Origin of the sequence: Hydrogenophaga aromaticivorans (assembly GCF_013387465.1) — a bacterium.
Classification (GTDB): Bacteria; Pseudomonadota; Gammaproteobacteria; order Burkholderiales; family Burkholderiaceae_C; genus Hydrogenophaga; species Hydrogenophaga aromaticivorans.
The window spans coordinates 242,501-266,474 of sequence record NZ_VYGV01000001.1; the positions used below are offsets into that span (position 1 = coordinate 242,501).

Annotated in this window: 20 protein-coding genes; 13 read left to right on the forward strand and 7 right to left on the reverse strand. The window is 68.4% G+C overall.

The features are described 5' to 3' along the window. The first annotated feature begins 191 nt into the window (after positions 1-191). Positions 192-2,093, forward strand: a complete 1,902-nt coding sequence (locus F3K02_RS01165; RefSeq protein WP_177132407.1) for an ATP-binding cassette domain-containing protein — start codon at positions 192-194, stop codon at positions 2,091-2,093. 42 nt (positions 2,094-2,135) lie between these two features. Then, on the forward strand, positions 2,136-4,301 hold the full coding sequence (locus tag F3K02_RS01170; protein WP_177132409.1) for a hybrid sensor histidine kinase/response regulator: 2,166 nt from the start codon (positions 2,136-2,138) through the stop codon (positions 4,299-4,301). Here F3K02_RS01170 and F3K02_RS01175 read toward each other — a convergent pair. Next, on the reverse strand, positions 4,279-5,748 hold the full coding sequence (locus F3K02_RS01175; RefSeq protein ID WP_177132411.1) for an aminotransferase-like domain-containing protein: 1,470 nt from the start codon (positions 5,746-5,748) through the stop codon (positions 4,279-4,281). The two genes, F3K02_RS01170 and F3K02_RS01175, sit on opposite strands and share 23 nt — an antisense overlap. Before the next feature lie 171 nt (positions 5,749-5,919). Here F3K02_RS01175 and F3K02_RS01180 point away from each other — a divergent pair, with 171 nt between their 5' ends. From F3K02_RS01180 to F3K02_RS01210, 7 genes are read left to right on the forward strand one after another with little or no spacing between them, the layout of a single operon-like run. After that, positions 5,920-6,582 (forward strand): LysE family translocator, encoded by a 663-nt coding sequence (locus F3K02_RS01180; protein ID WP_177132413.1) that lies wholly within the window; start codon positions 5,920-5,922, stop codon positions 6,580-6,582. Beyond that, complete coding sequence (locus F3K02_RS01185) at positions 6,579-7,544, forward strand: DMT family transporter (protein WP_177132415.1); 966 nt, start codon at positions 6,579-6,581, stop codon at positions 7,542-7,544. Before F3K02_RS01180 ends, F3K02_RS01185 begins: the two co-directional genes overlap by 4 nt. Next, a complete protein-coding gene (locus F3K02_RS01190; RefSeq protein ID WP_177132417.1) occupies positions 7,541-8,716 on the forward strand; it encodes an aminotransferase-like domain-containing protein in 1,176 nt (391 codons plus the stop codon). The genes F3K02_RS01185 and F3K02_RS01190 overlap by 4 nt, the downstream gene beginning before the upstream one ends. Before the next feature lie 5 nt (positions 8,717-8,721). After that, the gene (locus F3K02_RS01195) at positions 8,722-9,339 is read left to right on the forward strand and encodes a glutathione S-transferase family protein (protein WP_177132419.1); all 618 of its coding nucleotides are present in this window, start codon (positions 8,722-8,724) and stop codon (positions 9,337-9,339) included. A 15-nt stretch (positions 9,340-9,354) separates the two neighbouring features. Then, positions 9,355-10,230, forward strand: a complete 876-nt coding sequence (locus F3K02_RS01200) for a PhzF family phenazine biosynthesis protein (RefSeq protein ID WP_177132421.1) — start codon at positions 9,355-9,357, stop codon at positions 10,228-10,230. Beyond that, positions 10,227-10,922: a VOC family protein gene (locus F3K02_RS01205; protein ID WP_177132423.1), complete on the forward strand. Its 696-nt coding sequence runs from the start codon at positions 10,227-10,229 to the stop codon at positions 10,920-10,922. The genes F3K02_RS01200 and F3K02_RS01205 overlap by 4 nt, the downstream gene beginning before the upstream one ends. A gap of 14 nt (positions 10,923-10,936) precedes the next feature. Next, positions 10,937-11,908, forward strand: coding sequence for a threonine dehydratase (locus F3K02_RS01210; RefSeq protein WP_177132425.1), 972 nt, complete (start codon positions 10,937-10,939; stop codon positions 11,906-11,908). Between the two features lie 98 nt (positions 11,909-12,006). On the opposite strand, the gene F3K02_RS01215 is transcribed toward F3K02_RS01210, so the two are convergent. Further along, the gene (locus F3K02_RS01215; RefSeq protein ID WP_177132427.1) at positions 12,007-14,346 is read right to left on the reverse strand and encodes an ATP-binding protein; all 2,340 of its coding nucleotides are present in this window, start codon (positions 14,344-14,346) and stop codon (positions 12,007-12,009) included. A gap of 204 nt (positions 14,347-14,550) precedes the next feature. Between F3K02_RS01215 and F3K02_RS01220 the strand changes: the two genes are divergently transcribed. Then, on the forward strand, positions 14,551-15,222 hold the full coding sequence (locus F3K02_RS01220; protein ID WP_177132429.1) for a histidine phosphatase family protein: 672 nt from the start codon (positions 14,551-14,553) through the stop codon (positions 15,220-15,222). Here the strand turns inward: F3K02_RS01220 and F3K02_RS01225 are convergent, their stop codons facing one another. Then, positions 15,223-16,056: a creatininase family protein gene (locus tag F3K02_RS01225; RefSeq protein WP_177132431.1), complete on the reverse strand. Its 834-nt coding sequence runs from the start codon at positions 16,054-16,056 to the stop codon at positions 15,223-15,225. Positions 16,057-16,109: 53 nt separating this feature from the next. On the opposite strand from F3K02_RS01225, the gene F3K02_RS01230 reads away from it, so the two are divergent. Then, a complete protein-coding gene (locus tag F3K02_RS01230; RefSeq protein WP_177132434.1) occupies positions 16,110-16,886 on the forward strand; it encodes an alanyl-tRNA editing protein in 777 nt (258 codons plus the stop codon). Between the two features lie 96 nt (positions 16,887-16,982). Here the strand turns inward: F3K02_RS01230 and F3K02_RS01235 are convergent, their stop codons facing one another. Beyond that, positions 16,983-18,203: an SAM-dependent methyltransferase gene (locus F3K02_RS01235; RefSeq protein ID WP_177132435.1), complete on the reverse strand. Its 1,221-nt coding sequence runs from the start codon at positions 18,201-18,203 to the stop codon at positions 16,983-16,985. A 271-nt stretch (positions 18,204-18,474) separates the two neighbouring features. On the opposite strand from F3K02_RS01235, the gene F3K02_RS01240 reads away from it, so the two are divergent. Together F3K02_RS01240 and F3K02_RS01245 are read left to right on the forward strand one after the other, a co-directional pair. Further along, positions 18,475-20,685: a protein-disulfide reductase DsbD family protein gene (locus F3K02_RS01240; RefSeq protein ID WP_177132437.1), complete on the forward strand. Its 2,211-nt coding sequence runs from the start codon at positions 18,475-18,477 to the stop codon at positions 20,683-20,685. A 142-nt stretch (positions 20,686-20,827) separates the two neighbouring features. Beyond that, complete coding sequence (locus F3K02_RS01245) at positions 20,828-21,454, forward strand: thioredoxin family protein (protein ID WP_177132439.1); 627 nt, start codon at positions 20,828-20,830, stop codon at positions 21,452-21,454. A 104-nt stretch (positions 21,455-21,558) separates the two neighbouring features. On the opposite strand, the gene F3K02_RS01250 is transcribed toward F3K02_RS01245, so the two are convergent. The 3 genes from F3K02_RS01250 to F3K02_RS01260 form a co-directional block, all read right to left on the reverse strand. Further along, positions 21,559-21,834: a hypothetical protein gene (locus F3K02_RS01250; protein ID WP_210829822.1), complete on the reverse strand. Its 276-nt coding sequence runs from the start codon at positions 21,832-21,834 to the stop codon at positions 21,559-21,561. After that, positions 21,831-22,526 carry a phytochelatin synthase family protein gene (locus F3K02_RS01255; RefSeq protein WP_218179316.1) on the reverse strand — a complete coding sequence of 232 codons (696 nt, stop codon included), beginning with the start codon at positions 22,524-22,526 and terminating at the stop codon, positions 21,831-21,833. Before F3K02_RS01255 ends, F3K02_RS01250 begins: the two co-directional genes overlap by 4 nt. A gap of 762 nt (positions 22,527-23,288) precedes the next feature. Further along, positions 23,289-23,792, reverse strand: a complete 504-nt coding sequence (locus F3K02_RS01260) for a DUF4396 domain-containing protein (protein ID WP_177132445.1) — start codon at positions 23,790-23,792, stop codon at positions 23,289-23,291. Positions 23,793-23,974: the final 182 nt, after the last annotated feature.

Sequence of the window (23,974 nt, forward strand, 5' to 3'; positions counted from 1 at the left end):
CCCTGCAGGAGCGCGGCAGCTGCTGTCTATATATCTGAGGGGAGGACTGTGGCCACAGCCCTTGACCTGGGGTCAACTGCGCACCTCCATACATATAGGGCACGTGATCACTCCGTGCTCAAGACCCGGGTTTGCACGCACCACTTGGAGCGCACAGGGATAATCGCGTCTCCTTTGACTCTGGCTCCTCCATGGCACTCATCACCCTGCAAGACGCTCAGCTGGCTTTTGGCCACGTGGCGCTGCTTGATCACACCGACTTTTCTCTTGAGGCCCAGGAACGGGTTGGCCTCATCGGGCGCAATGGCACGGGCAAGTCCTCTCTACTGAAGATACTGGCGGCATTGGAAAAGCCCGACGACGGCACCCTGCAGACCCAGACCGGTTTGCGCGTCGCTTATGTGCCGCAAGAGCCGGTGCTGGACTTGAAGAGCACGGTGTTCGAGGCGGCCAGTGTGGGTCTGGCCGATGCTCGTGCCGCGCGCGACCTTTATTTGAGCGGTGAAGACGGCCTCGATCTGGACGCCCTGCAGAACCGCATCGAGGCGCTGGACGCCTGGAACTGGGAACAACGGGTGGAGGAGACGCTTCACCGCCTGCATCTGGAGCCCGACGTGACCGTGGGCACCTTGTCAGGCGGCAACAAGAAACGTGTGGCCCTGGCACAGGCCCTGGTGAGCCGACCCGACGTGCTGCTGCTGGACGAGCCCACCAACCACCTGGATCTGGACAGTATCACGTGGCTTGAAGATCTTCTGCTGGAATACAAAAGGAGCGTGGTCACCATCAGCCACGACCGGGCGTTCCTGGACCGCGTCGCAACCCGCATGGTGGAACTGGACCGTGGGCGTCTGCTGAGCTACCCGGGCAACTTCGCCCAGTACCAGCTCCTGAAAGAAGAGCAACTGGCCCAGGAGTCCGTGATCAACGCCCGCGCCGACAAGTTGCTCGCCCAGGAAGAGGTGTGGATCCGAAAGGGCGTGGAAGCCCGGCGCACCCGGGCGCAGGGGCGCATCACCCGGCTGGAAGGCCTGCGCGCCCAGCGCGAGCAGCGCCGCAATGCCCTGGGCAGCGTGAAGTTGGAAGTGGCCAGTGGCACGGCCAGCGGCAAGATCGTGGCGGAGCTGGAGAAGGTCTGCAAGTCCTTCCCCACCGCCGATGGCGGGCAACGCATGGTGGTCCGCGATTTCACCGGCACCATCCTGCGGGGTGACAAGATTGGTCTGATCGGGCCCAACGGCGCGGGTAAAACGACACTGTTGAAGATCATCCTGGGTGAGCTGGCCCCCGACAGCGGCACGATCCGCCAGGGCAGCAAACAAACCGTGGCGTACTTTGACCAGATGCGCGACCAGATCGACCTGGACGCCACGCTGGAAGATTTCATCAGCCCAGGTAGCGAGTGGATCGAGATCGGCAACAAGCGCACCCACGTCAAGAGCTACCTGAGCGACTTCCTGTTTTCGCCCGCGCGTGCCAACGCCCCCGTGCGCACGCTCTCGGGCGGCGAGCGCAACCGCCTGCTGCTGGCGCGCCTGTTTGCCCGCCCGGCCAACGTGCTGGTGCTGGACGAGCCCACCAACGATCTGGACATCGACACGCTGGAGCTGCTGGAAGACCTGTTGCAGCAATACGAGGGCACCGTGTTCCTCGTCAGCCACGACCGGCGCTTCCTCGACAACGTGGTCACCAGCACGCTGGTCTCAGAGGGCGAAGGCCGCTGGCGTGAATACGTGGGTGATGTGCAGGACTGGCTCACGCAGTCGGCGCGTGCCGAAGCGCTGCAACGCGAGCGAGCGCCTGCCGCAACGCCAGCAGCGCCGGTTGCCCCGTCGGTCGCACCTGTTGCGGCCGCCAACTCCGCGTCCCCGAAACGCAAGCTCAGTTACAAGGAACAGCGCGAGTTCGAAGCCCTGCAAGGGAAAATCGCCGCACTGGAGGCCGAGCAGGCCGACATCGACCGCGTGCTGGCGGGTGGTCAACTCTTTGCCACCGATCCGGCCCGCGCCACTCAACTGGGCGCCCGACACGCCGAAATAGAGTCTGAATGGATGCAGGCCTTGGAGCGCTGGGAGCTGCTCGGAGGCAGTTAAACGCCCAAACCGGACGGGCTGCACCCCGCACACCACCCGCTCATGCCCACGACACCCCAACGCCTCGCACACGATTTCCAGCGAGCGCTGCAAGACCTGCAGAAGGAACGGGAACGCACCCGCCAGCTCATGGCCGAGCTGGACCGGCAGAACCACGAACTGGACCGGTTGCGCAGCTCGGTGCACCGCGAATCCAACAGCCGCCTGCTGGCCGAAGAGGCGCTGGACGAAACCAGCGACCGATTGCAACTCGCGGTTGAAGCCGCCGGCCTGGCGCTGTGGGACTGGCAGTTGCCGTCACAACAGGTTTTCCTGACGGCGCGCTGGGGCGAAATGCTGGGCGACATCGCTGTCGATGGCTACTGGGACACATCAGCCCTGATGGATCGGGTACACCCCGACGACCGCGCCCGTGCACAAGCGACCGCAGGCGAACTGCTGCAGGGCCGGCAGCAGCGCACGGTGGTTCAGTACCGCGTGCGCACCGCCGACGGATGGCTGTGGATCGAAAGCCATGGCATGGTCGCCGAGCACGACGCCAAGGGCCGCCCGCTGCGGCTGATGGGATCGCACGCCGACATCAGCGAACGCAAGCGCGTGGAAGCCGAAGGTGCACAAGCCCGCGCCCAGGCGGAGCAGGCGAGCCAGGCCAAAAGCGAGTTCCTGGCCAACATCAGTCATGAGGTACGCACACCGCTCAATGCCCTCATGGGGCTGACCCGCCTGCTGATGGATTCGCCGCTCAACACCGAGCAGAAAAGCTGGCTGGACCTGATGGACAGCTCGGCCCACGCCCTGCTCGACCTGCTCAACGACGTGCTGGACCTCTCGCGCATCGAGGCCGGCAAGCTCAGCATGGAGAACGTGCAGTTTCCGCTGCGCGAAACGCTGGCGGAAGTCAGTGCGCTCTATGCCGAGCAGGCGCGCGCCAAACCGCTGAGCTGGGAACTCCAGTTGTCGGCCCGGTTGCCCGACCACATGCAAGGCGATCCGGGGCGCCTGCGGCAGGTGCTGAACAACCTGCTCTCCAACGCGCTGAAGTTCACTCCCCGCGGCGGGCGCATCCGCCTGACCGCAGACTTGCTGACCGGCAGCGCTGGCGGCGCGCACCAGTTGCGCCTGCAGGTGCAGGACAGTGGTGTGGGCATCGCGAAAAAGCACCAGTCCACCATCTTTGATGCTTTCACCCAGGCCGATGCTTCCACCGCGCGCAAGTTCGGCGGCAGTGGCCTGGGTCTGGCGATCTGTTCGCGCCTGGTCCAGCTCATGGGCGGCCGCATCGACCTGGTGAGCGAACTCGGCCAGGGCAGCACCTTCACCGTCACACTGCCGCTGGGCGAAACCGCGGTGGCCGACACCGGCCCGCTGAGCGCCCCCATGGAGCTCAACGAGGTGGCGCAGGCCGGACAACGCTTTGCCGGTCTGTGCGTGCTGGTGGCCGAAGACCACCCGGTCAACGAACTGCTGATGAAACAACTGTTGCAGCGTCTGGGCTGCAGCGTGCGGCTCGCTCGCGACGGCGAGCAGGCGGTCGCGCAGTGGGAACTGGGTGGCGTGGACCTCGTGCTGATGGACGTTCAGATGCCCGGCAGCAACGGCCTGGAGGCGACGCGGCGCATCCGTGAGCGAGAGATCCAGCTGGGCCGTCCGCACACACCGATCGTGGCGGTCACGGCCAACGCCATGAACGGCGACCGCGAAGCCTGCCTGCTGGCCGGGATGGACGGCTACTCGTCCAAGCCCGTCAGTCCACAAACGCTGATCCGCGCCATGGACGAAGCCCTGATGCGCAGCGCCCGCCGCGTCGTCCCGCGCGCCGCAACGCCGGAGCCTCCCCCTGCGCACCAGCCCGCTGTGGCGGGACCGCTGGACATCGACAAGCTGCGCCGGCGGCTGGATGGCGACGAAACCACCCTGCGCCAGCTCGCCCAGGCCATGCGAACCGATCTGCGCCAGCGCTTGCTGGCGCTGCAACAGGCGCTTCTGGCGCAAGACATCGACATGGCCGTGGCCCATGCGCACGGGCTCAAGGGTTCGCTGGGCAGCATGACAGCCGAGCGCGGCGCCCGCCTGGCCAAGGGACTGGAACTGGCCGCGCGTTCACGCGACTGGCCACTCTTCGGCCGCGCCTTGCCGCTGATGCAGGCCGAGGCAAAGCAGATCGATGGCGCGTTGGCCGCGCTGCTCAGCGCGCCGCCAGTCGCTTGAAAACTTTCCAGAACGCCGCGTCCTGCGTGGTCGCGAAGTTGATGCGCATCAGCGTGCTGGGCGCACGCGCGGCATGGAACAGCGAGCCGGGCGCGATCAGGTAGCCCTCGTCGAGCATGCGCTGCGCCAGCGCCTCGGTGTCCACACCCGTGTCCACCCAGCCAAACAGGCCCGCGGGCTCCGAAACGAAATGGCAGCCCGCCGCCTGCGCGAGCTTCACGCTGCGGCCGCGCGCCTCGTCGAGCCGGCTGCGGATGCGTTCGGCGTGGCGACGCAGCTGGCCCTGCTCGATGCAATGCGCCAGCGCCCGCTCCAGCAGGCTGGGCGTGGTGAGCGTGGTGAGCAGCTTGGTGTCGAGCAGGCGCTCCACCCAGTCGGGCGGCGCCACCAGGTAGCCCACGCGCCAGTTGGGCGCCAGGATCTTGGCAAAACCGCTGACGTAGATGGTGCGCTGCAGACCGTCGAGCACGCTCATGCGGGTGGCGTGCTCGGGTGCGATGTGGCCGTAGGTGTCGTCCTCCACCACATAAAAGCCGTGCTGCTGCGCGAGTTGCAGCACACGGTGCGCGCTCGCCGGCGAGAGGCTGTAGCCGGTCGGGTTGTGCAGCACGCTCACGCTCACGAACAGCTTGGGTGCGTGTTCTTCGCAGTAGCGCGCCATCACCGCCAGATCGGGCCCCGCCGGTCCGCGCGGCACCGGCAGGATGCGCATGCCCATGGCGGCCAGTCGCGCGAACTCGACCGCCCAGCCCGGCTCTTCCACCATCACACAATCGCCCGGCTTGAGCAGGGTGCGGCTCACGATGTCGAGCGCGTGCGTGGCGCCCACCGTGGTGATGATCTGCTGCGGCCCGGCGGGCAGGCCTAGCACCTGCAGGCGGTCGGCCAGCACGCGGCGCAACTGCCCATCGCCCAGCGGTTCGCCGTAACGCAGCGAGTTGTCGGCCAGCGCCGGCCCCGTGGTGACGCGGCGCACCGCCGCCTGCATGAAAGTGGAGACCATCCAGTCCGGCGGAAAGGCGCCCATGCCGGGCTGCGGCCGCGAGCCCGCCGGATGGAACATGCCGCGGATCAGCGCCGCTGCGTTCACCGGAGCGGCCATGCGGTCGGACGACTCGGCGCCCGGTGCCGGAGCCGCACGCCCGGCACCCGTGCCCCGCAGCGGCGTGCGTTCACGCACGAAAAAGCCGCGGTAACGCTGCGCCTGCACCAGGCCCTGCGCCAGCAACAGGTCGTACGCCGCCACCACCGTGGACGGGCTCAGACCCTGCTGGGCGGCGCACTGGCGCACGCTGGGCAGTCGCGCGCCGGGTGCGAGCAGGCGGTCGCGGATGCGGGCGGCAAAGCGCTCGGCCAGCTGCACGGCCAGCGTCTGCGCCGCCGTGCGGCTGAGGGCGGGCGCGCTGGCCAACGCATCGCCGGGACTGGCGTCGGGGGTGTTGAACATGGCAGTGTGTGGGCAGAAAGAACCACACAGTTGTTGAACTGAATGCCCAAACTGTATGGCTTGTGTATTGGTGTGAAAGGATAAAGTGTCTGCCATGCGCCCGCAAGCCCTTTTCACTCACAACCGTCCGTTCAAGGCACTGGACCGGCGTGCACACGCGAAGGGCCGCCCATGAACGCCACCGAGTTCAGCGCCCTGCTGGTGCTGGCCACGGCCACCAGCTTTACCCCGGGGCCCAACACCACGCTGTCCACTGCGCTCGCGGCCAACTTCGGCCTGCGCCATTCGCTGCGCTTTGTCTGCGCGGTGCCGGTGGGCTGGGGTGTGCTGCTGGCGCTGTGCGCCGGTGGTCTGGGCACGCTGATCGTGGCGCAGCCGGCCTTGCGCTGGGCCATCCTCATCGGTGGCTGCGCCTACCTGCTGTGGATGGCATGGAAGCTCTGGGGCAGCCGCTCGCTCAGCCAGGTCAAGGCCGAGCGGCTGCAAGTCACCTTCCTGCAGGGTGTGATGCTGCAGTTCCTCAACATCAAAGCCTGGATGCTGGCGCTGTCCATCGTGGCGGGCTGGATCGCCGGGCGGCCGGACGCGCTGGAGCGCTTCGTGCAGGTGCTGCCGCTGATGCTGGCCTATGCGTTTTTCAGCAACCTGCTCTATGCGTCGGTCGGATCGCTGCTGCGGCACTGGCTGGTCGGGCCGGTGGTGGACGGCGTGCCCACAGGCGCGCGCCTGCTGGTGTTCAACCGCGTCATGGCCAGCGCGCTGGTGCTCACCGCCGCGTGGATGCTGGCGAGCAGCCTGGGCGCCCCCATCGCTGCCACGGTGTCCACGCCATGAGCCACAGCACCGCGCTGCCCGCACTGTTGCCCAGCCACCGCGAACAGACGCTGGGCCTGTGGCTCGGCCTGATTGGCGTGGTGGTGTTCGCGCTCACCCTGCCCATGACGCGGCTGGCCACCGGCACGGCCGACGCGCCCCAGCTCTCGCCCTGGTTCGTCACCTGGGCGCGCGCCGCGCTGGCCGGTGGCCTGTCGGCCATCTACCTGCTGGCGACGCGTTCACCGCTGCCGGCGCCCGAGCACCGCCAGCCGCTCGCGCTCTCGCTGCTGGGCAACGCCATCGGCTACCCGCTGCTGCTGGGCTGGGCGCTGCGCCACGTCACCGCCAGCCACGCCGCCGTGATCACCGCCCTGCTCCCGCTGGCCACCGCCGCAGCCGCGGCCTGGCTGCTGCACCAGCGCGCGCGCCTGGGCTTCTGGCTGTTCGCCGGGCTCGGCAGCCTGCTGGTGGCGGCGTACAGCGTGCTGCGCGCGCACCAGCTCGGCCACGGCTTCGGTCTGGCCTGGGCCGACCTCCTGCTGGTGGGTGCCGTCATCGCGGCCGCGCTCGGCTATGTGGCGGGCGCCAAGGTCACGCCGGTGCTGGGCGCCGAGCGCGTGATCAGCTGGGTCTGCGTGATGGCGCTGCCGCTCACCGTGCCCGGCGCGCTGCTGACCTGGCCCGATCAACCCATCAACACCTCGGCCTGGTGGGCGCTGCTCTACGTCGGCGTGTTCTCCATGTGGGCCGGCTTCTTTGCCTGGTTCCGCGGGCTGGCGCTGGGCGGCGCGCTGCGCGTGAGCCAGCTGCAGTTGCTGCAACCCTTCGTCAGCATCCTGGCCGCCGTGCCGCTGCTGGGAGAATCGCTGGATGCGATGACGCTGGGCTTTGCCGTCGCCGTCGTCGCCACCGTTTTCATGGGGCGCCGCATGGCCGCCCCGCCCATCGCATATCCGAAATCCAACAAGGAGACTTCATGAGCAGCACCTGGACCCTCGCGAAACGCGCCCACAAGATGAACCCGTCGGTGATCCGCGAGATCCTGAAAGTGACCGAGAAGCCCGGCATCATCAGCTTCGCGGGCGGCCTGCCCTCGCCCAAGACCTTCCCGGTCGAGGCCTTCGCCGCCGCCTGCGAAACGGTGCTGCGCACCGACGGCCGCGCCGCGCTGCAGTATGCCGCCAGCGAGGGCTACCGCCCGCTGTGCGAATGGGTCGCGGCCAGCATGCCCTGGGACGTCTCGGCCGATCAGGTGCTGATCACCACCGGCAGCCAGCAGGGCCTGGACCTGGTGGCCAAGGTGCTGATCGACGAAGGCAGCACCGTGCTGGTGGAAACGCCCACCTACCTGGGCGCGCTGCAGGCCTTCACGCCGATGGAACCGAACATCGTGAGCGTGGACAGCGATGCGGAAGGCGTGGACGTGGACGACCTGGCCTCGAAGGCCAAGGGCGCACGTTTCCTCTACGTGCTGCCCAACTTCCAGAACCCCACCGGCCGCAGCATGAGCGAAGCACGCCGCCAGGCGCTGGTGGAACGCGCCGCCGCCATCGGCCTGCCGCTGGTGGAAGACAACCCGTATGGCGACCTGTGGTTCGACCAGCCGCCTCCGAAGCCGCTGACCGCGCGCAACCCCGAAGGCTGCATCTACCTGGGCTCGTTCTCCAAGGTGCTCGCGCCCGGCCTGCGCCTGGGTTATGTGATCGCGCCCAAGGCCATCATGCCCAAGCTCTTGCAGGCCAAGCAGGCGGCCGACCTGCACAGCCCCAGCTTCAACCAGCGCATGGTGTCCGAGGTGCTGAAGGACGGCTTCATCGACCGCCATGTGCCCACCATCCGCGCGCTCTACAAGAGCCAGTGCCATGCGATGCTGGAAGCGCTGCAGAAAGACATGGCCGGTCTGGACGTGGTGTGGAACACGCCCGACGGCGGCATGTTCCTCTGGGTGCGCCTGCCCGAGGGCATGAACGCCGTGGAGCTGCTGCCGAAGGCGGTGGACAAGGGCGTGGCCTTCGTGCCCGGTGCCGCGTTCTACGCGGACCATGCGGACCCGCGCACGCTGCGCCTGTCCTTCGTGACGGCGAGCGTCGAGCAGATCCACATCGGCATCGCGGCGCTGGCGCAGGCCATCCGCGAAGCGGTGAAGGGCTGACCACCATGCTGCGCCTCTGGGGCCGCATCAGCTCGATCAATGTGCGCAAGGTGGTGCTGTGCGCGCAGGTGCTCGGGCTGGAGGTGGAACGCATCGACGCGGGCCTGAGTTTCGGCATCGTGAACACGCCGGACTACCGGACCAGGAACCCCAACGGCCTGGTGCCGCTGCTGGAAGACGGCGACTTCATCCTCTGGGAATCGAACGTGATCGTGCGTTACCTGTGTGCACGCGCGGGTTCACCGCTGTACCCTCAAGACCTGCAACAACGCTTCAACGCCGAACGCTGGATGGACTGGCAGCAGACCGAGCTGAACCCGGCCGGCAGCCCCGCCTTCAAGCAGTGGATCCGCACGCCGGCCGAACAGCGTTGCCCGCAGGTCATTGCCGCGTCGGTGGCCGCGACCGAGCCGCTGTTCGCGCAGCTCGATGAGCATCTGTCAAAACAAGCTTTCATGGCCGGCGACGCGCTGACCATGGCCGACATCCCCATCGCCTGCGAGGTGCACCGCTGGTGGGGCCTGCCGCAGCCGCGCCCGGCCTGGCCAAACCTGGAACGCTGGTACGCGCAGTGGCTCAGTTTGCCCGCGAGCCGCGGCGTGCTCAATCTCCCCCTGTCCTGACACCGGAAGCCCACCATGCAGCAACGCCCTTTCAAACAGGTCGATGTCTTCACCGCCACGCCCTACCGCGGCAACCCACTGGCCGTGGTGCTCGACGGCAGCGGCCTGTCGGCCGACGAGATGCAGCACTTCACCAACTGGACCAACCTGTCGGAGTGCACCTTCCTGCTGCCGCCCACACCCGAGGGCGCTGCCGCCGGTGCCGACTACCGCGTGCGCATCTTCTGCCCCGGCCGCGAGCTGCCCTTCGCCGGCCACCCCACGCTGGGCAGTTGCCACGCTTGGCTCGAAGCCGGCGGTGTGCCGCGCGGTGAACACGTGGTGCAGGAATGTGGTGTGGGCCTGGTGCGGCTGCGCCGCGATGGTCAACGGCTGGCGTTTGCGGCGCCACCCCTGATCAAGAGCGGTCCGCTGCCCGAAGACGACGTGGCGCTGATCGCACGCGGCCTCGGTGTGGCTCGCAGCGAAATCACGGCGCACGCCTGGTGCGACAACGGACCCAACTGGCGCGGCGTGATGTTGCGCAGCGCCGAGCAGGTGCTGGCGCTCAGGCCGGACGGCGCGGTGCTGGCCGGGCTGGACATTGGCGTCGTGGGCCCGCGCGGCAAGGTCGGCGTGGTCGGTGCCCGCGAGGAACACGACACACTGTTCGAAGTGCGCGCCTTTTTCCCCGGCAACAACGGCCTGTGCGAAGACCCGGTGACGGGCAGCCTGAACGCCGCGCTCGCGCAATGGCTGATCGGCGCGGGCCTGGCGCCCGAGCGCTACGTGGCCGCGCAAGGCACGGCGCTGGCGCGCGAGGGCCGCGTGTTCATTGAGCGGGACGCCAGCGGCACGATCTGGGTCGGCGGCCAGTCCGTCACCTGCATTCACGGCCACGTGACACTGTGACCACCCCGCACAGCGCGCAGATCGACCACCTCGTGGTGGCCGCGCGCACGCTGGACGAAGGTGTGGCCTGGTGCGCGGCCACGCTGGGTGTGGTGCCCGGACCGGGCGGCGAACATGCCCTGTTCGGCACCCACAACCGGCTGTTGCGGCTGCACTGCGAACACGCCCCGCGCGCCTACCTGGAAATCATCGCGGTGAACCCGCAGGCCACGCCCACGCGCCCCGCCCCGCTGAAGCGCTGGTTCGATCTGGACGATCCATCCTTGCGGGCGCGGCTGGCGCAGCGCGGGCCGCAGCTGGTGCACTGGGTGGCCAGCGTGCCCGATATCGACGTGGCTGCCGCGGAACTGCGGGTCCTTGGCATCCAGCGCGGCCCGGCCATCGCCGCGTCGCGCCCCACACCGTCGGGCCTGCTGCAATGGCGCATCAGCGTGCGCGATGACGGTCAGCGCCTGTTCGACGGCGCACTGCCCACACTGATCCAGTGGGGTGACGTGCATCCGGCCGACACCATGCCCGCGAGCGGGCTCGCGCTGGAGAGCCTCACGCTCAGCCACCCCGATGCGACTGGGCTGCAACAGGCGCTGGACGCGATCGGCCTGGACCCCAGGGCGGTGGCGCCAGGACCTGCCGCACTCACCGCCTTGTTCGACACACCCCTGGGCCCGCGCACGCTGAGCTCGGCCATCTGAACACGGAACTTTTCATGCCCCTCCAGCTGCCCCACCTGCAAGACATCGAAGCCGCCGCCCAGGTGGTCTACCAATCCTTCCAGGCCACGCCGCAATACCGCTGGGGCACGCTGTCGCAGCGCCTGGGCGCGGACTGCTGGGTCAAGCACGAGAACCACACGCCGGTGGGTGCGTTCAAGATCCGCGGTGGCCTGACCTATTTCGATCAGCTCCAGCAGCGCGGCGAGCTGCCGCGCGAGGTGATCAGCGCCACGCGCGGCAACCACGGCCAGAGCATCGGCTGGGCGGCGCGCGCAAACGGCGTGGCCTGCAGCATCGTGGTGCCGCAGGGCAACTCGCTGGAGAAAAACGCCGCCATGCGTGCGCTCGGCGTGAACCTGATCGAACACGGCGACGACTTCCAAGCAGCGCGCGAACACGCGATGCGCTTGGCCGCCGAGCGCGGCGCGCACATGGTGCCGAGTTACCACAAGGACCTGCTGCGCGGGGTGAGCACCTACTGGTGGGAATTCTTCCGGGCCGTGCCGCAGCTCGATGTGGTCTACGTGCCCATCGGCCAGGGTTCGGGCGCCTGTTCGGCCATCGCGGCCAAGCTCGCTCTCGGGCACCAGGCCCGCATCGTCGGCGTGGTCAGCGCCCACGCCACCACCTACGCGGACTCGATCACCGCGGGCCGGGTGGTCGAAGCCCCCGTGAGCACCGAACTCGCCGACGGCATGGCCTGCCGCGTCGCCGACGCCGCCGCACTCGCCGTGTTGATGCCGCACCTGGAGCGCGTGGTGAAGGTCAGTGACGACGAAGTCGCCCAGGCCATGCGCACGCTGTTTGCCGACACGCACAACGTGGCCGAAGGCGCGGGCGCCGCGAGTTTTGCGGCCGCGTGGCAGGAGCGGGAAAGCCTGAAAGGAAAGATCGTCGGCACCACGCTGTGCGGCGGCAACGTCGACAGTGAAGTGTTCGCCAAGGTGTTGGCCAACACCAACTGAAAACGAGGACCCTCCGGCGCGAGGGTTCGTACCCAGGATGCCGCGGAACCGGCTTTGCCGGGCCGCCAGCATCGCCCCCCTGGGGGGGTGACCCGCCCTTAGGCGGGGCGCGGGGGGGACACCAATCTTGCCACCACCTCGCAAAACGCATCCACCGCGTCCGTCTTGAACACCACTTCGCGCACCCCGCAGGCCAGCGCTTCGGCCTGCAGTTCGTCGGTGATGTACCCCGAGGCCACGGCCACCGGCAGATCCGGGTTGATCGCCAGCACGGCCCTGGCGACTTCCAGACCCGACATGCCGGGCATGTTGTAGTCGGTCATCAGCAGATCAAACCCGGTGGGCTGGCTGCGGACGGCCTCGATGGCCACACTCTGATCGGTCACGGCGGTGACCTTGTAGCCACGACGCTCCAGCAGGCGGCGCACCAGAAACACCAGGGTGTCATCGTCGTCGAGGTAGAGGATATGGCGCGGTTCGGTGATCGCATCAGGAGCCATGACGGGGTTCTCCACTGAAGAGGGGCCGGGCAACTCGGTGTTACCACTTGTGTTGGCCACCATTGTGCCCGCATCCGAGGCAAGTCCGGTATCGGCTACAGCCGCGGGCAGCGCCCGAACTGCGGGGAAATACAGTGTGAAGGTGGTGCCCACGCCGGGCTCGCTGTCCACCTCGATGGCACCCCCGTGGGCCTGCACGATGCCCAGCACCACCGGCAGCCCCAGGCCGGTACCGGCACCCACCACGCGGGTGGTGAAAAACGGTTCGAACATGCGCACGCGCGTGGCCTCGTCCATGCCGCAGCCGTTGTCCTGCACCTGCACCCGGACCGCCCCGTTGCCGGCACACGCCTGCACCATCGCAGCGGGCAGGCGCGGATCCTCGGACGCCAAGGCGTCGATCCGGTATTCGATGCGCCCGGCCCGACCTTCCAGCGCGTGCGCGGCGTTGGTGCCCAGGTTGAGCAGCACCTGGCTCAGTTGCGTGGCGTCGGCGAGGATGGGCAACACGCCGTCCGCACAGGTCTGCACCAGCTCAAAAGGCGATGCTGTGGCCGCCCGCAGCAAACGGCCGGATTCGGCCACCACCTCGGCCACCTGCACCGGTCGGCGTTCCATGGGTTGCTGGCGGCTGAAGGCCTGGACCTGGCGCACCAGCTCGCGACCGCGCCGCGCCGCGGTGCTGATCTCGTGCAGGCTCTCGCGGGCCGGTGCCCCGGGCGGCAGGTCCTGGCGCGCGAGGTCGGCGTTGCCCAGGATGGCGGCCAGGATGTTGTTGAAGTCGTGCGCCACGCCGCCCGCCAGCGTGCCGAGCGCTTCCATCTTGTGCGACTGCGCCAGCTGGTGTTCCAGCGCCTGCTGCTGTTGCTGGGCGAGTTTGAGCGAGGTGATGTCAACGAAGGTGAACACCACGTGGCGCAGGCCGCCGAGGGCGTCGTTCTCGGGGTAGGCATTGCAAAGCACCCAGCTCACCGCGTCGCCCGCCCCGGTCTGCACGCCGATCACGATGTTGCTCAGCGGCTGCCCGGTCGCCAGCACGCGCTCGAACGGTATCTCGTGGCGCGGCAGGGGCCGACCGTCTTCGCGCAGCAAGCGCCAGTCCGGTGCCTGCGGTTCGGGCATGGCGCTGTTGGCGCCGCTGGTGCTCCAGCCCAGCAGGCGGCGCGCCGCGGTGTTGATGGTCGCCAGCGTCTGGTCGGGCCGGAACACCATCACGCCAGCGCTCAGGTTGTCCACCAGCGCGCGCGACTCCGTCTCGCGTGTCAGCACCAGTTGGCGGGCCCGGTCACTCTCCTGCTGCAGCCGCGCCGTCACCAGCGCGAAGCTGACCACCATGCGCAGCAGCAGGTCGACCATGAAGAACACCAGCAGCGAGGGTACCAGGGCACCGAAGCGCGCCGGGGAGGTATCGGGGACGAACCAGACCGCCACCCCCACGAACCCGAGCAACACCAACTCGACCCAGGTCAACCAGCGCAGGAATTGCAGCACGGGCTGGCGGCGCTGCGGGTCGTGCGTCTGTATGTCGCGCAGCGTGCCGATGCGCACCACCACACCGGTCAGGGCAAACAGCGCCTGCCGCGCGGGCGCCGAGTCCCACACCACATAAAACAGCACCTGGCCCAACAGAATGACCAGCATGCCCGCCACCGTCCAGCGCAGCGAACGGTGCAAACCGAGATAGCTCCGCAATCCCAGCCAGGCGAACAACGCCGCACCGCACAACAAAGTATTGGCGACACTGACCGTGAGCAGGTTCAGGCTGTGGATGCGCAGCCCGAAACCGAGCGAGCCCAGCGTGGAAAACACGACGGCCGCAGCCCACCAGCCCGGGCCACCCACCGTGGGATGACGACGCGCCTGGACCACGAAGGCGCCGGCCACGACCAGCTCAACGCACAGCCGCAGCACCAGAATCGTCTGCAGATCAAATGGCATGTGATGTTCTAAAAGAGAGACCCCAACCGGTCGATTGAAGCACAGGGGGAGCACCCGCCATCGCCGGAAATGCACCGCCAATCCGGCGTTGTCCCTGCGGGTCACACATCCGGTGACTGCCACAGACACGCCTGCGACAGCAGCGCAACGGGCAGTCGCTGTCGGGACAAAGCCACACGGCCCTGCGCCCACAGAATCCGGCCCATGGGAACCCTCTACCTAGTGCGCCATGGCCAGGCCTCGTTTGGCGCCGACTACTACGACCAGCTCAGCGCGCTCGGCCAGCGCCAGAGCGAACGCCTGGGCCGCTACTGGGCCGAGCGCGGCCTGCGCTTCGACGCCGTGCTCACCGGCACCCTCAAGCGCCACGCCCAGACCTGGGCCGGCATCGCCAGCGGAGCGGGCCTGGACGCCCAGCCCCTGGTCTGGCCGGGCCTGAACGAATACGACAGCGAGGCGGTGATCCGCAGCATCCACCCGCACCCGCTGCAAAAGCCCGACAGCCCGGAGGCCTACCGCGCCCATTTCCGACTGCTGCGCGACGGCCTGGCCCAGTGGATGGCGGGCACCGTGAGCCCGCAGGGCATGCCGGAGTACACCGATTTTGTGCACGGCATCACCAGCGCCCTGGACCATGTGCGCTCGCACCACCACGGCCAGAACGTGCTGCTGGTCTCCAGCGGCGGGCCGATCGCCACCGCGGTGGGCCATGTGCTGGGCCTGAGCCCGGACGCCACCATCGAGCTCAACATGCGCATCCGCAACAGCGCGGTGACCGAGTTCCAGTTCAGTGCCCGGCGCCACACCCTGCTGACCTACAACACGCTGCCGCACCTCGACGGCCCGGACTACCAAGAATGGATCACGTACGCCTGATCAGTCGAACGCGGTGCGTTCGGTGAGCGTGTCGGGCGGCAGGCGGTCGATCTCACCCAGCAGCTGCGCCAGCGCGCGGCCCGCGGCGTCGAGCACGGCGTGGCCGTTCGCGGCGGTGGCGGCGCCCGCATTGCCCACCGCGCCGTTGGCGTTGTAGTCCTGCATCATCCAGCCGAGCTTGGCGCTCCGGCCGTTGCCGAGGATGGGAAAGTGCATCGCGCGGTCCTGCGAGGTGGAGCGGAAATACTCCGCCTGATCCATGTGCACCCGCTCAGGGCGCAGCGCCAGCATCATGGCCGTTTCGATCTCGCCGGCGTGGATGCCGAAGCGGTGCTCTTCGGCGCTGAAGCGCGCGTTCACGTCCTGCCCCTGCGCATCGGTCAGCGGCAGGTTGAACCAGTTCACGCTGTAGACCAGCATGCCCAGCCGCGCGCGCAGGTCGCGCGCCACCAGGTCCATCAGGCCCACCTGCCCGCCATGGGCGTTGAGCAGCACCAGCTTCTTCACGCCGCTGGCGGCCACGCATTCGCCGATCTCGGTCCACAGGCGCAACACGGTGTCGGCCTTGAGCGTGAGCGTGCCGGCGAAGCGGGTGTGCTCCGGGCTGAAGCCCACCGCCTGCGTCGGCAAAAACAGCGCCGGCAGGTCGTGCGGAATGTGCGACAGCGCGGCGGCGATCACGCCGTTGACCAGATCGGTGTCCACCGACAGCGGCAGGTGCGGCCCGTGCTGCTCGGTGGCGGCCACCGGCAGCACCGCGATGGCGCGCGCGCGGTCGAGCGCGGCGAAGTCGGCGGTGCTGAGGTCGGACCAGTGGCGGGTGGGCGCTTTCATGGCTGGCAGTTTACGGCTTGTGGCGGCCCCGCACGGCCCCGTAAGATGCCGCCATGACCCAGGACCTCTTCCGCCAGGACGCCTACCTCACCGAGTGCAGCGCCACCGTCACCGGCATCCACGAGCACGGCATCGTGCTCGACCGCAGCGTGTTCTACCCGCTCGGCGGCGGACAGGCGGGCGACGCGGGCGAACTGCGGCTGGCCGACGGCACCGTGATCACCATCGCCGACACCCGCAAGGGCAAGGACGCCGAAGGCCGGCCCACGGCCGACATCGTGCATGTGCCCGCCCCGGGCCAGGACGCGCTGCTCGCCACCCTGCAGCTGGGCACGGCCCTGACCGCGCGCATCGACTGGGCGCGGCGCCACCGGCTGATGCGCTTTCACACCACCACCCACCTGCTGTGCCACCTGGTGCCGGTGCCTGTCAACGGCTGCTCGATCACGCCCGACTACGCGCGGCTTGATCTGGCCCTCACCGATCCGCTGGACAAGGATGCGCTCAACGCCGGCATCGCCGCCCTCGTGGCCGCGGCCCACCCGGTGACCATCGGCGCCATCACCGACGCCGAGCTGGACGCCAACCCCTCGCTGGTGAAAAGCATGAGCGTCTCGCCGCCGCGCGGCAGCGGCACGGTGCGCACCGTGCGCATCGGCGAGACGACGCTGGTCGATCTGCAGCCCTGCGGCGGCACGCACGTGGCCAACACCGCCGAGATCGGCCGCATCGTGGTCACCAAGATCGAGAAGAAGAGCGCCACCACGCGCCGCGTGATATTGGGATTTCAGGAAGCACCCCCCGCGTCGCCTTCGGCGCCACCCCCCTGAAGGGGAGCGACACCTGCGGCCCGGCCAAGCCGGTTCCTCGGTGTCCCCGGGATGGGCCACCTCACACAGTGCGTGTCAGCCGTAGCGCTGGGCTAGCTAGCCATACATCCAGTTCCGCGACCACGGCAGCCCCGTCGCCGCCTGCCCGGACGGCCGGCACAGCACCTGGTACAGCGCCACCTCGTCGTTTTCAAACGCCCAGGCGCAACCCGCAAGGTAGATGCGCCAGATGCGCCAGCGCTTCTCGTCCACCAGCGGCCGGATGCCCGCGCTGTGGGCTTCAAAAGCGGCGCTCCAGAGCTGGGTGGTGCGCTGGTAGTGGCGGCGCAGGTTCTCCACATCGAAAGCTTCGAGCCCCCCTTCCTGCAGGGTGCGCAACACGGTGCTGATGTGCGGCAGCTCACCGCGCGGGAACACATAGCGGTCGATGAAATGCCCCCCGCCCAGGCTCGTCTCGCCGTCGAAGGCGTCGGTGCTGGTGATGCCGTGGTTCATCACCCAGCCATCGGGCTTGAGCAGGCGCCGGATGTGGCCGAAGTAGCCCACCAGGTGCTCCAGCCCCACGTGCTCGAACATGCCCACGCTGGTGATGCGGTCGAACGGCGCGTCTTGCACGTCGCGGTAGTCCTGCAGGCGGATGTCGACGCGGTCCTGCAGCCCGGCGGCTTTCACGCGCTCGCGCGCCAGGTCAAACTGGTTCTGCGACAGCGTCACGCCCACACACTGTGCACCAAACCGCTGCGCCGCGCGCAGCACCAGTGCGCCCCAGCCGCAGCCGATGTCGAGCAGGCGCTGGCCCGGCTGCAGGCGGATCTTGCGCAGGATGTGGTCGATCTTTTTCAGCTGCGCTTCGTCCAGCGTCTCGTCGCCATTTTCGAAATAGGCGCACGAATACACCATGCCCTCACCGAGCCACTGGGCGTAGAACGCGTTGGACACGTCGTAGTGGTACTGGATCGCCTCGCTGTCGCTCGCGCGCGTGTGGGCGAAGTGGCGGCGAATGCGCCCCAGCACACCCGCTTCGGGCTGGGCTGTCTCGGCCAGCCGGTGCGCCACGGCGAGGATGTCGGACACCGAGCCGTCCACGTCCACCAGGCCCTCCACATAGGCCTGGCCCAGCGTGTCCAGCCCCGGGTCGATCAGCAGCGGCAGCGCCGACGCATCGCGCACGCGGATTTCCACCATCGGCTGCTCGAAGTCGCCCAGCGCCAGCGACGAACCGCCACCCGCGCCCCAACTCAGGCGCACCGGCAGGTTCACCTGGGTCTTCATCCGCTGCGCCCACGGCAGCAGCGCGCGTTCGACGATCGATCCCATGCACGTTCCTCCATGCAGATCCGTCCAGGATTCGGTTTTTACATAAAGCTTCTGCTTCTGTGAACCCTTTGACCACCCCAAACGTTCCATGATTCCGATAGACGGCCTGCATGACGCCGCCCGGCACCCCCGAGACAAGCCAACAGCCCTGACTTATATTCAGCCGATGCCCGGACACACCGGGTCCCAGGAACTTGGAGCCGGCGGCGCCCTCATACTTCACCGGCACCGCCCGCACACCGCTGCGACGCCCCCACTCACCCCGCTCCCGATGCTCCAGAAGCTGCTTTCCTGCGCCACCCGCTCTGCCCGGCGACTGCTCCCGGCCTTGTCGCTGAGCCTGCTGCTGCCACTCGCCGTGCAGGCGCAGGGCATCCTCGGTGGCGCCACCAGCCAGACCCCGCCCCAGATGGTGCAGGCCGAGCTGCTGGCCCACGCGCCCGACGGCGCCGCGCCCGGCGCCAAGCTCTGGGTCGGCCTGCAGCTCACCCACACCCCCGAGTGGCACACCTACTGGAAGAATTCCGGCGACTCCGGCCTGCCCACCGAACTGCAGTGGACCCTGCCCGAGGGTGTGACGGCCGGTGACATCGCCTGGCCCACGCCGCGCAAGTTCCCACTCGGCACGCTGGCCAACTACGGCTACGACGGCACCGTGCTGCTGCCGGTGCCGCTGACCGTCGCGCCCGACTTCAAAGGCAGCCACGTGGACGTGCAGCTTTACGCCGCCTGGCTCGCCTGCCGCAAGGAGTGCATTCCCGAAGAAGGCCGCTTCACGCTGCGCGTCCCCGTGCAAGGATCCACCGCGCTGAACGGCCTGGCGTTCGAAGCCGCGCTGGCCGCCGGCCCGAAAGACCAGCCCGCCGCCGACAGCACGCTGACGCCCGAACCCGGTTTCCTGAACGCCTCGCTCGCCGGCCTGCCCGCGGCCTGGCAGGGGCAAAAACTGGAGTTTTTCCCTGAAACCACCGGCCTGATCGAACCCGGTGCCGCCTGGACCCAGGCCTGGGACGGCGCTCGCTGGACCGCGCGCGTGCCGCTCTCGCCGCAGCGCAGCGACAGCCCGGCCCAGTTGGCGCTGGTAGTTGCCCAGGCCAACCCGCCCGGTGAAGGCGCGGGCCGTACCGGTGCGCGGATGACCGTGCCGGTGCAGGGCAACTGGCCCGCCGCCGCGGCCCTGCCGGTGGCCGTGCCCGACGCGCTGCAGGCCGCGCTCGACGCCAACGCCGCCCGCGCCACGGCCCCGGCGGGCCCGACGGGCGCCCCGATCACGCTCTGGGCCGCGCTGATCGGCGCCCTTTTGGGCGGTGTGATCCTCAACCTCATGCCCTGCGTGTTCCCGGTGCTCGCGATCAAGGTGCTGGCGTTCGCCAAACACGCCGGCGACCGCAGCGCCCACCGCGCCAACGGCCTGGCCTACACCGCCGGTGTGGTGCTCTCCTTCCTGGCGCTCGGCGGCCTGTTGCTGGGCCTGCGCGCCGCGGGCGAACAGCTCGGCTGGGGCTTCCAGCTGCAAAGCCCGGGCGTGGTGGCCGCGCTGGCCGTGCTGTTCACCCTGATCGGCCTCAACCTCGCCGGCCTGTTCGAATTCGGCAGTGTGCTGCCCAGCGGCCTGGCCAGCCTGCAGGCCAAAAACCCCACAGCCGATGCCTTCCTGACCGGCGTGCTCGCCACGGCCATCGCCTCGCCCTGCACCGCACCGTTCATGGGCGCTTCGCTCGGCCTGGCCATCGGTCTGCCCACGGTGCAGGCGCTGGCCGTGTTCGGCGCGCTCGGTCTGGGCATGGCGCTGCCCTATCTGGTCGCCAGCTGGTGGCCCGCCGTGGCACGCGCGTTGCCGCGTCCCGGCGCTTGGATGGACACCTTCCGCCGGGGCATGGCCTTCCCCATGTTCGCCACCGTGGTCTGGCTGCTCTGGGTGCTGGGCCAGCAGAGCGGCATCGACGGCGCCGCGGCGCTGCTCATGCTGCTGGTGGTGTTGGCGCTGCTGGTGTGGGCGCTCGGCCTGCGCGGCAAGAGCCGCACCGTGCTGGCCAGCCTCTCGCTCGCCGGCCTGCTGTGGCTGGGCTGGAGCGTGGGGCCGAACGTCACGCGCCTGCAGGACGCGAGCCCCGGCGCCGAGGTCGCCACCGCCGTGCAGGGCGTGAGCTGGCAAGCCTGGAGCCCCGAGCGCCAGGCCGCGCTGCTGGCCGAAGGCCGCCCCGTGTTTGTGGACTTCACCGCCGCCTGGTGCGTGACCTGCCAGTACAACAAGCGCACCACGCTCGCCAACGCCGATGTGCTGGGCGAAATCGCCGCCAAAAACGTGGCTCTGCTGCGCGCCGACTGGACCCGCCGCGACCCGGCCGTGACCGCCGAACTCGCCCGCCTGGGCCGCAACGGCGTGCCGGTGTATGCCATCCACCAGAACGGGCAGGCGCCGCAGGTGCTGTCCGAGGTGCTGGGCGTGGACGAGGTTCGCGCCGTGATCGCTGGGCTGTAGGCGCCCCCCCGCGCCGCCTGCGGTGTCACCCTCCCCAAGGGGGCGCACCTGGCGGCCTGGCGAGACCGGTTCCGCGGGTGCCTTGAACCAAAACGTCTCCGCGCTTGTCATAGGTTCTCTGTCATCCCACGGAGCCAAGACCATGCTGCAACGCCGCCAACTCGTCACCCTGGGCACCGGTGCCCTGGTTCTGCCCCACCTGCTGGCCCTGCGCTTGGCCCACGCCGCCGCCAGCGTCGGCCAGCCCGCGCCCGACTTCACGCTGAGCGACACCGCGGGCAAACCCGTCAAGCTCTCGCAATTCAAGGGCAAACCGGTGGTGCTGGAGTGGAACAACCCTGGCTGCCCCTTCGTGCGCAAGCATTACCAGGGCAACATGCAGACGCTGCAGAAAGACTTCACCCGCCAGGGTGTGGTCTGGCTGGCCATCAACTCCACCGAAGACGCCAGCGCCGACTACCTCAGCCCGCCCCAGCTCGCGCGCTGGATGCAGGACAAAGGCGCCAGCCCCAGCGCCACGCTGATGGACGAAGACGGCCAGGTCGGCATGGCCTACGGCGCGCGCGTCACGCCCCACATGTACATCGTCAACGCCCAGGGCCTGCTGGCCTACGCCGGCGCCATCGACAGCATCCCGACCGCGCGCGTGGCCGACATTCAAAAAGCCACCAACCACGTGCGCCAGGGCCTGGGCGAACTGCTGGCGGGCAAACCCCTGAGCACCACCACCAGCCAGGCCTACGGCTGCAGCATCAAGTACAAGAGCTGAGCCCCGGGCGCAGCCTCGGCGGCAGCGCTTTCTTCATGCCGCTGGGCCACCATCCGCTTCAACGGAGATGCCTTGGGTCTCGGCCCAAGCCAGCAGCGCCTCGTTCACGGCCGCTTCCTCGAACGCATACCCGGCCCGCAGCTTTCCTCCAGCGCAGCCAGGACCGGACTGTCGGGATCCACGGGAACACCGGCCTCAAAGCAATGGATCGCCCTGGACGCGGGGCAGACGCAGGCTTCGTTGTCGCCACCTGCGCCGGCGGAGACCCCTTCGTACGCCAGCACCAAGTCGTCGAGTTTCACGCTCATGTCTGCCTGTGTCGAGTGGGTTGCCTCACCCCGTTCGTCCGCCGAACCGGGGAAGCAAGTGGTGTTCTTCATTCATGGGGCGCCGCGGTGGTGACCAGAAGGTAACCCCTGGTTCTCCCGGAATCGGCGTCAACCGTGTTCATCGCGTCCCAGAGTCTGGACACCGGAACCCAAGCGTAAGGGTACTTGTGAGCCGCGACATCGAGGACCAGCAGGCGGTCGGTTGCCGGACTGAAGGCGCCGATGGGCGAAATGTGTCCGGCACCGGACTGGCCAAGCCCCCGGCGGTCGTAGTTGGCCACCAGGAAGGTGTGCGGTTCGGAGAGGGTCGCTTGTGCGGCCGTTCGAAACGAAGCAAGGTCGGTGTTTTCGGCGTGGACGATGCGGACCTGCAGGCCGTGTGCGCGCAGGACCCGGGCGAGTTCCTCGAGGGTGAGCCCGGCAAACGACACCGCCAGTTCGCTCTTGATCGCACGGACCGCGGGGCTGAAGAGCGTCGATTGATTGACCCGGGGTTGGGGACCGAGCGCAGCGTTGATGACCGCCGCACCTGTGGCAGGGCCGCAAAAGGCACGGCGCTTCTGGGGTAGCAGGAAGGGTTCGAGTTGTCCATGGTCGGTCTTGCTCGGAGACGCCAACAGCAGCGCCCGACCGTCCCGCGAAGAGGCGGCGATCAGCTCGGCCCCGAGAGGCAGGTTCTCGACCGGGGGTGCGGAGAACGCGTACCAGGCCACGCCCGCGGCCATCAACAGGGCTGTCGCCAACACCCCAAAAGCCCCCCACCGGAGCACCCGTCTCATGGGTACGCGGCGTCCGTTGTGACGCGTGGTGAGGTGACCGGCTTTGGCATGGCATCGAATTCATTCCGCCGGAGAGCGACACGCCCCACAGCGCTGGTTTCCATCGGGGTCCCGAAAGCAGGCGCTGGCACGATGCCCGCGGTGCTCAGGCCTCGACCCGGCTGACCTTCGGGAGGCTGCCCTTGGGCGGGAGCGCCGCTGAACCGCTCTCGGCAGAAAACGCGAACATGTTGCCAACGCGGGTGGAGGGCGTCAATCTGCGACCCAACGTGGCAAGGGGTCGTCCGCCAGAGAAAACCCTGCAAAAAGGGCATTTGGCAGCGCTCACTTATGCACAAATTCTGTGCCACGGACCCGCAGCGAACGCCAGGAGGAAAAACCACCCTCCCAGGGTGGCGCATCGGGTGCACATCCGCGAAGACCGTTGATTTCATTGGCTTCTGGAGCCTGCTTTTTTTCCGTGCAATTCAAGCAAGCCCTTGATTTAAAAGGCCTCCCGGCCTGTGCCCAGACACTATCAACAAAGTTATCCACAGAAACTCTGGACAGCGGCAAAAGCCAAAGCAAATCAAAGACTTACACCGCATTCCCACAGTTCAACCGAAGAAAGAGACCGCGCGGGGTCTGCTGGCACCCGGGCAGCGAAGCGCGACCGGGCCTTGGCGCGCGGTGGCCCTGCCGGAAGGGACTCTGGATGGAACGCAGGTGCCGGTCTGTGCGCAGCGCTCAATGGTGAGCATGAGCCACTGCGTGGCCCCGACCTCGGGCAATGAGCCAACGGTTGACCGGGTACGCGGCCAGGCCTGCGACGGCGAGTGAAACCGCCATGCTGACCCAGAAGAACAGGGAGTCGATGGAAGCGTCCATGGCGCCGGGAATGGCCAACATGAGGGCGTTGTCAACGATCTCCATGAGGGTGATGGAGGCCGCGTCGGCGGCGAGCGCGATCTTGAGTGCGGCCTTGAGCGGGTATCCCCGGCGGAGGAAGGGGAGCGCGGTGAGCGCAAAGCCGGCAAAAAATGCAAGACCGACCGCCAGGGCGATGGTGGCGCTGTTGCTCCACCCCCAGGCGGTTCCGATGAGCAGGCCCGCCACTTCGCCGATGGCGCAGCCCAGAAGGCAGTGCAGTGTGGCCACCAGCGCCGTGCGGTTCAGTGAGTCGCCACCCTGGCTGGCTGGGCGCTGCCCGCCATGGCCGGCGGGATGAGGAACGGGGTGCGCGTGATCCATGTTGAAGCTCCTTGGTCGAGTCGGGGACCACAGCCTGGACGTTCCCATCATGGGAAGGTCAAGCGGCACGTTCAAAGCAGGGTTATCCGACGCGCGACCTTGGGTCCCACCACACCGTTGCGGCCACGGGTTCAGAGCCCAGGATGAAACGGCGGGCACACAGGACGCAGGCCGCAGCGGGT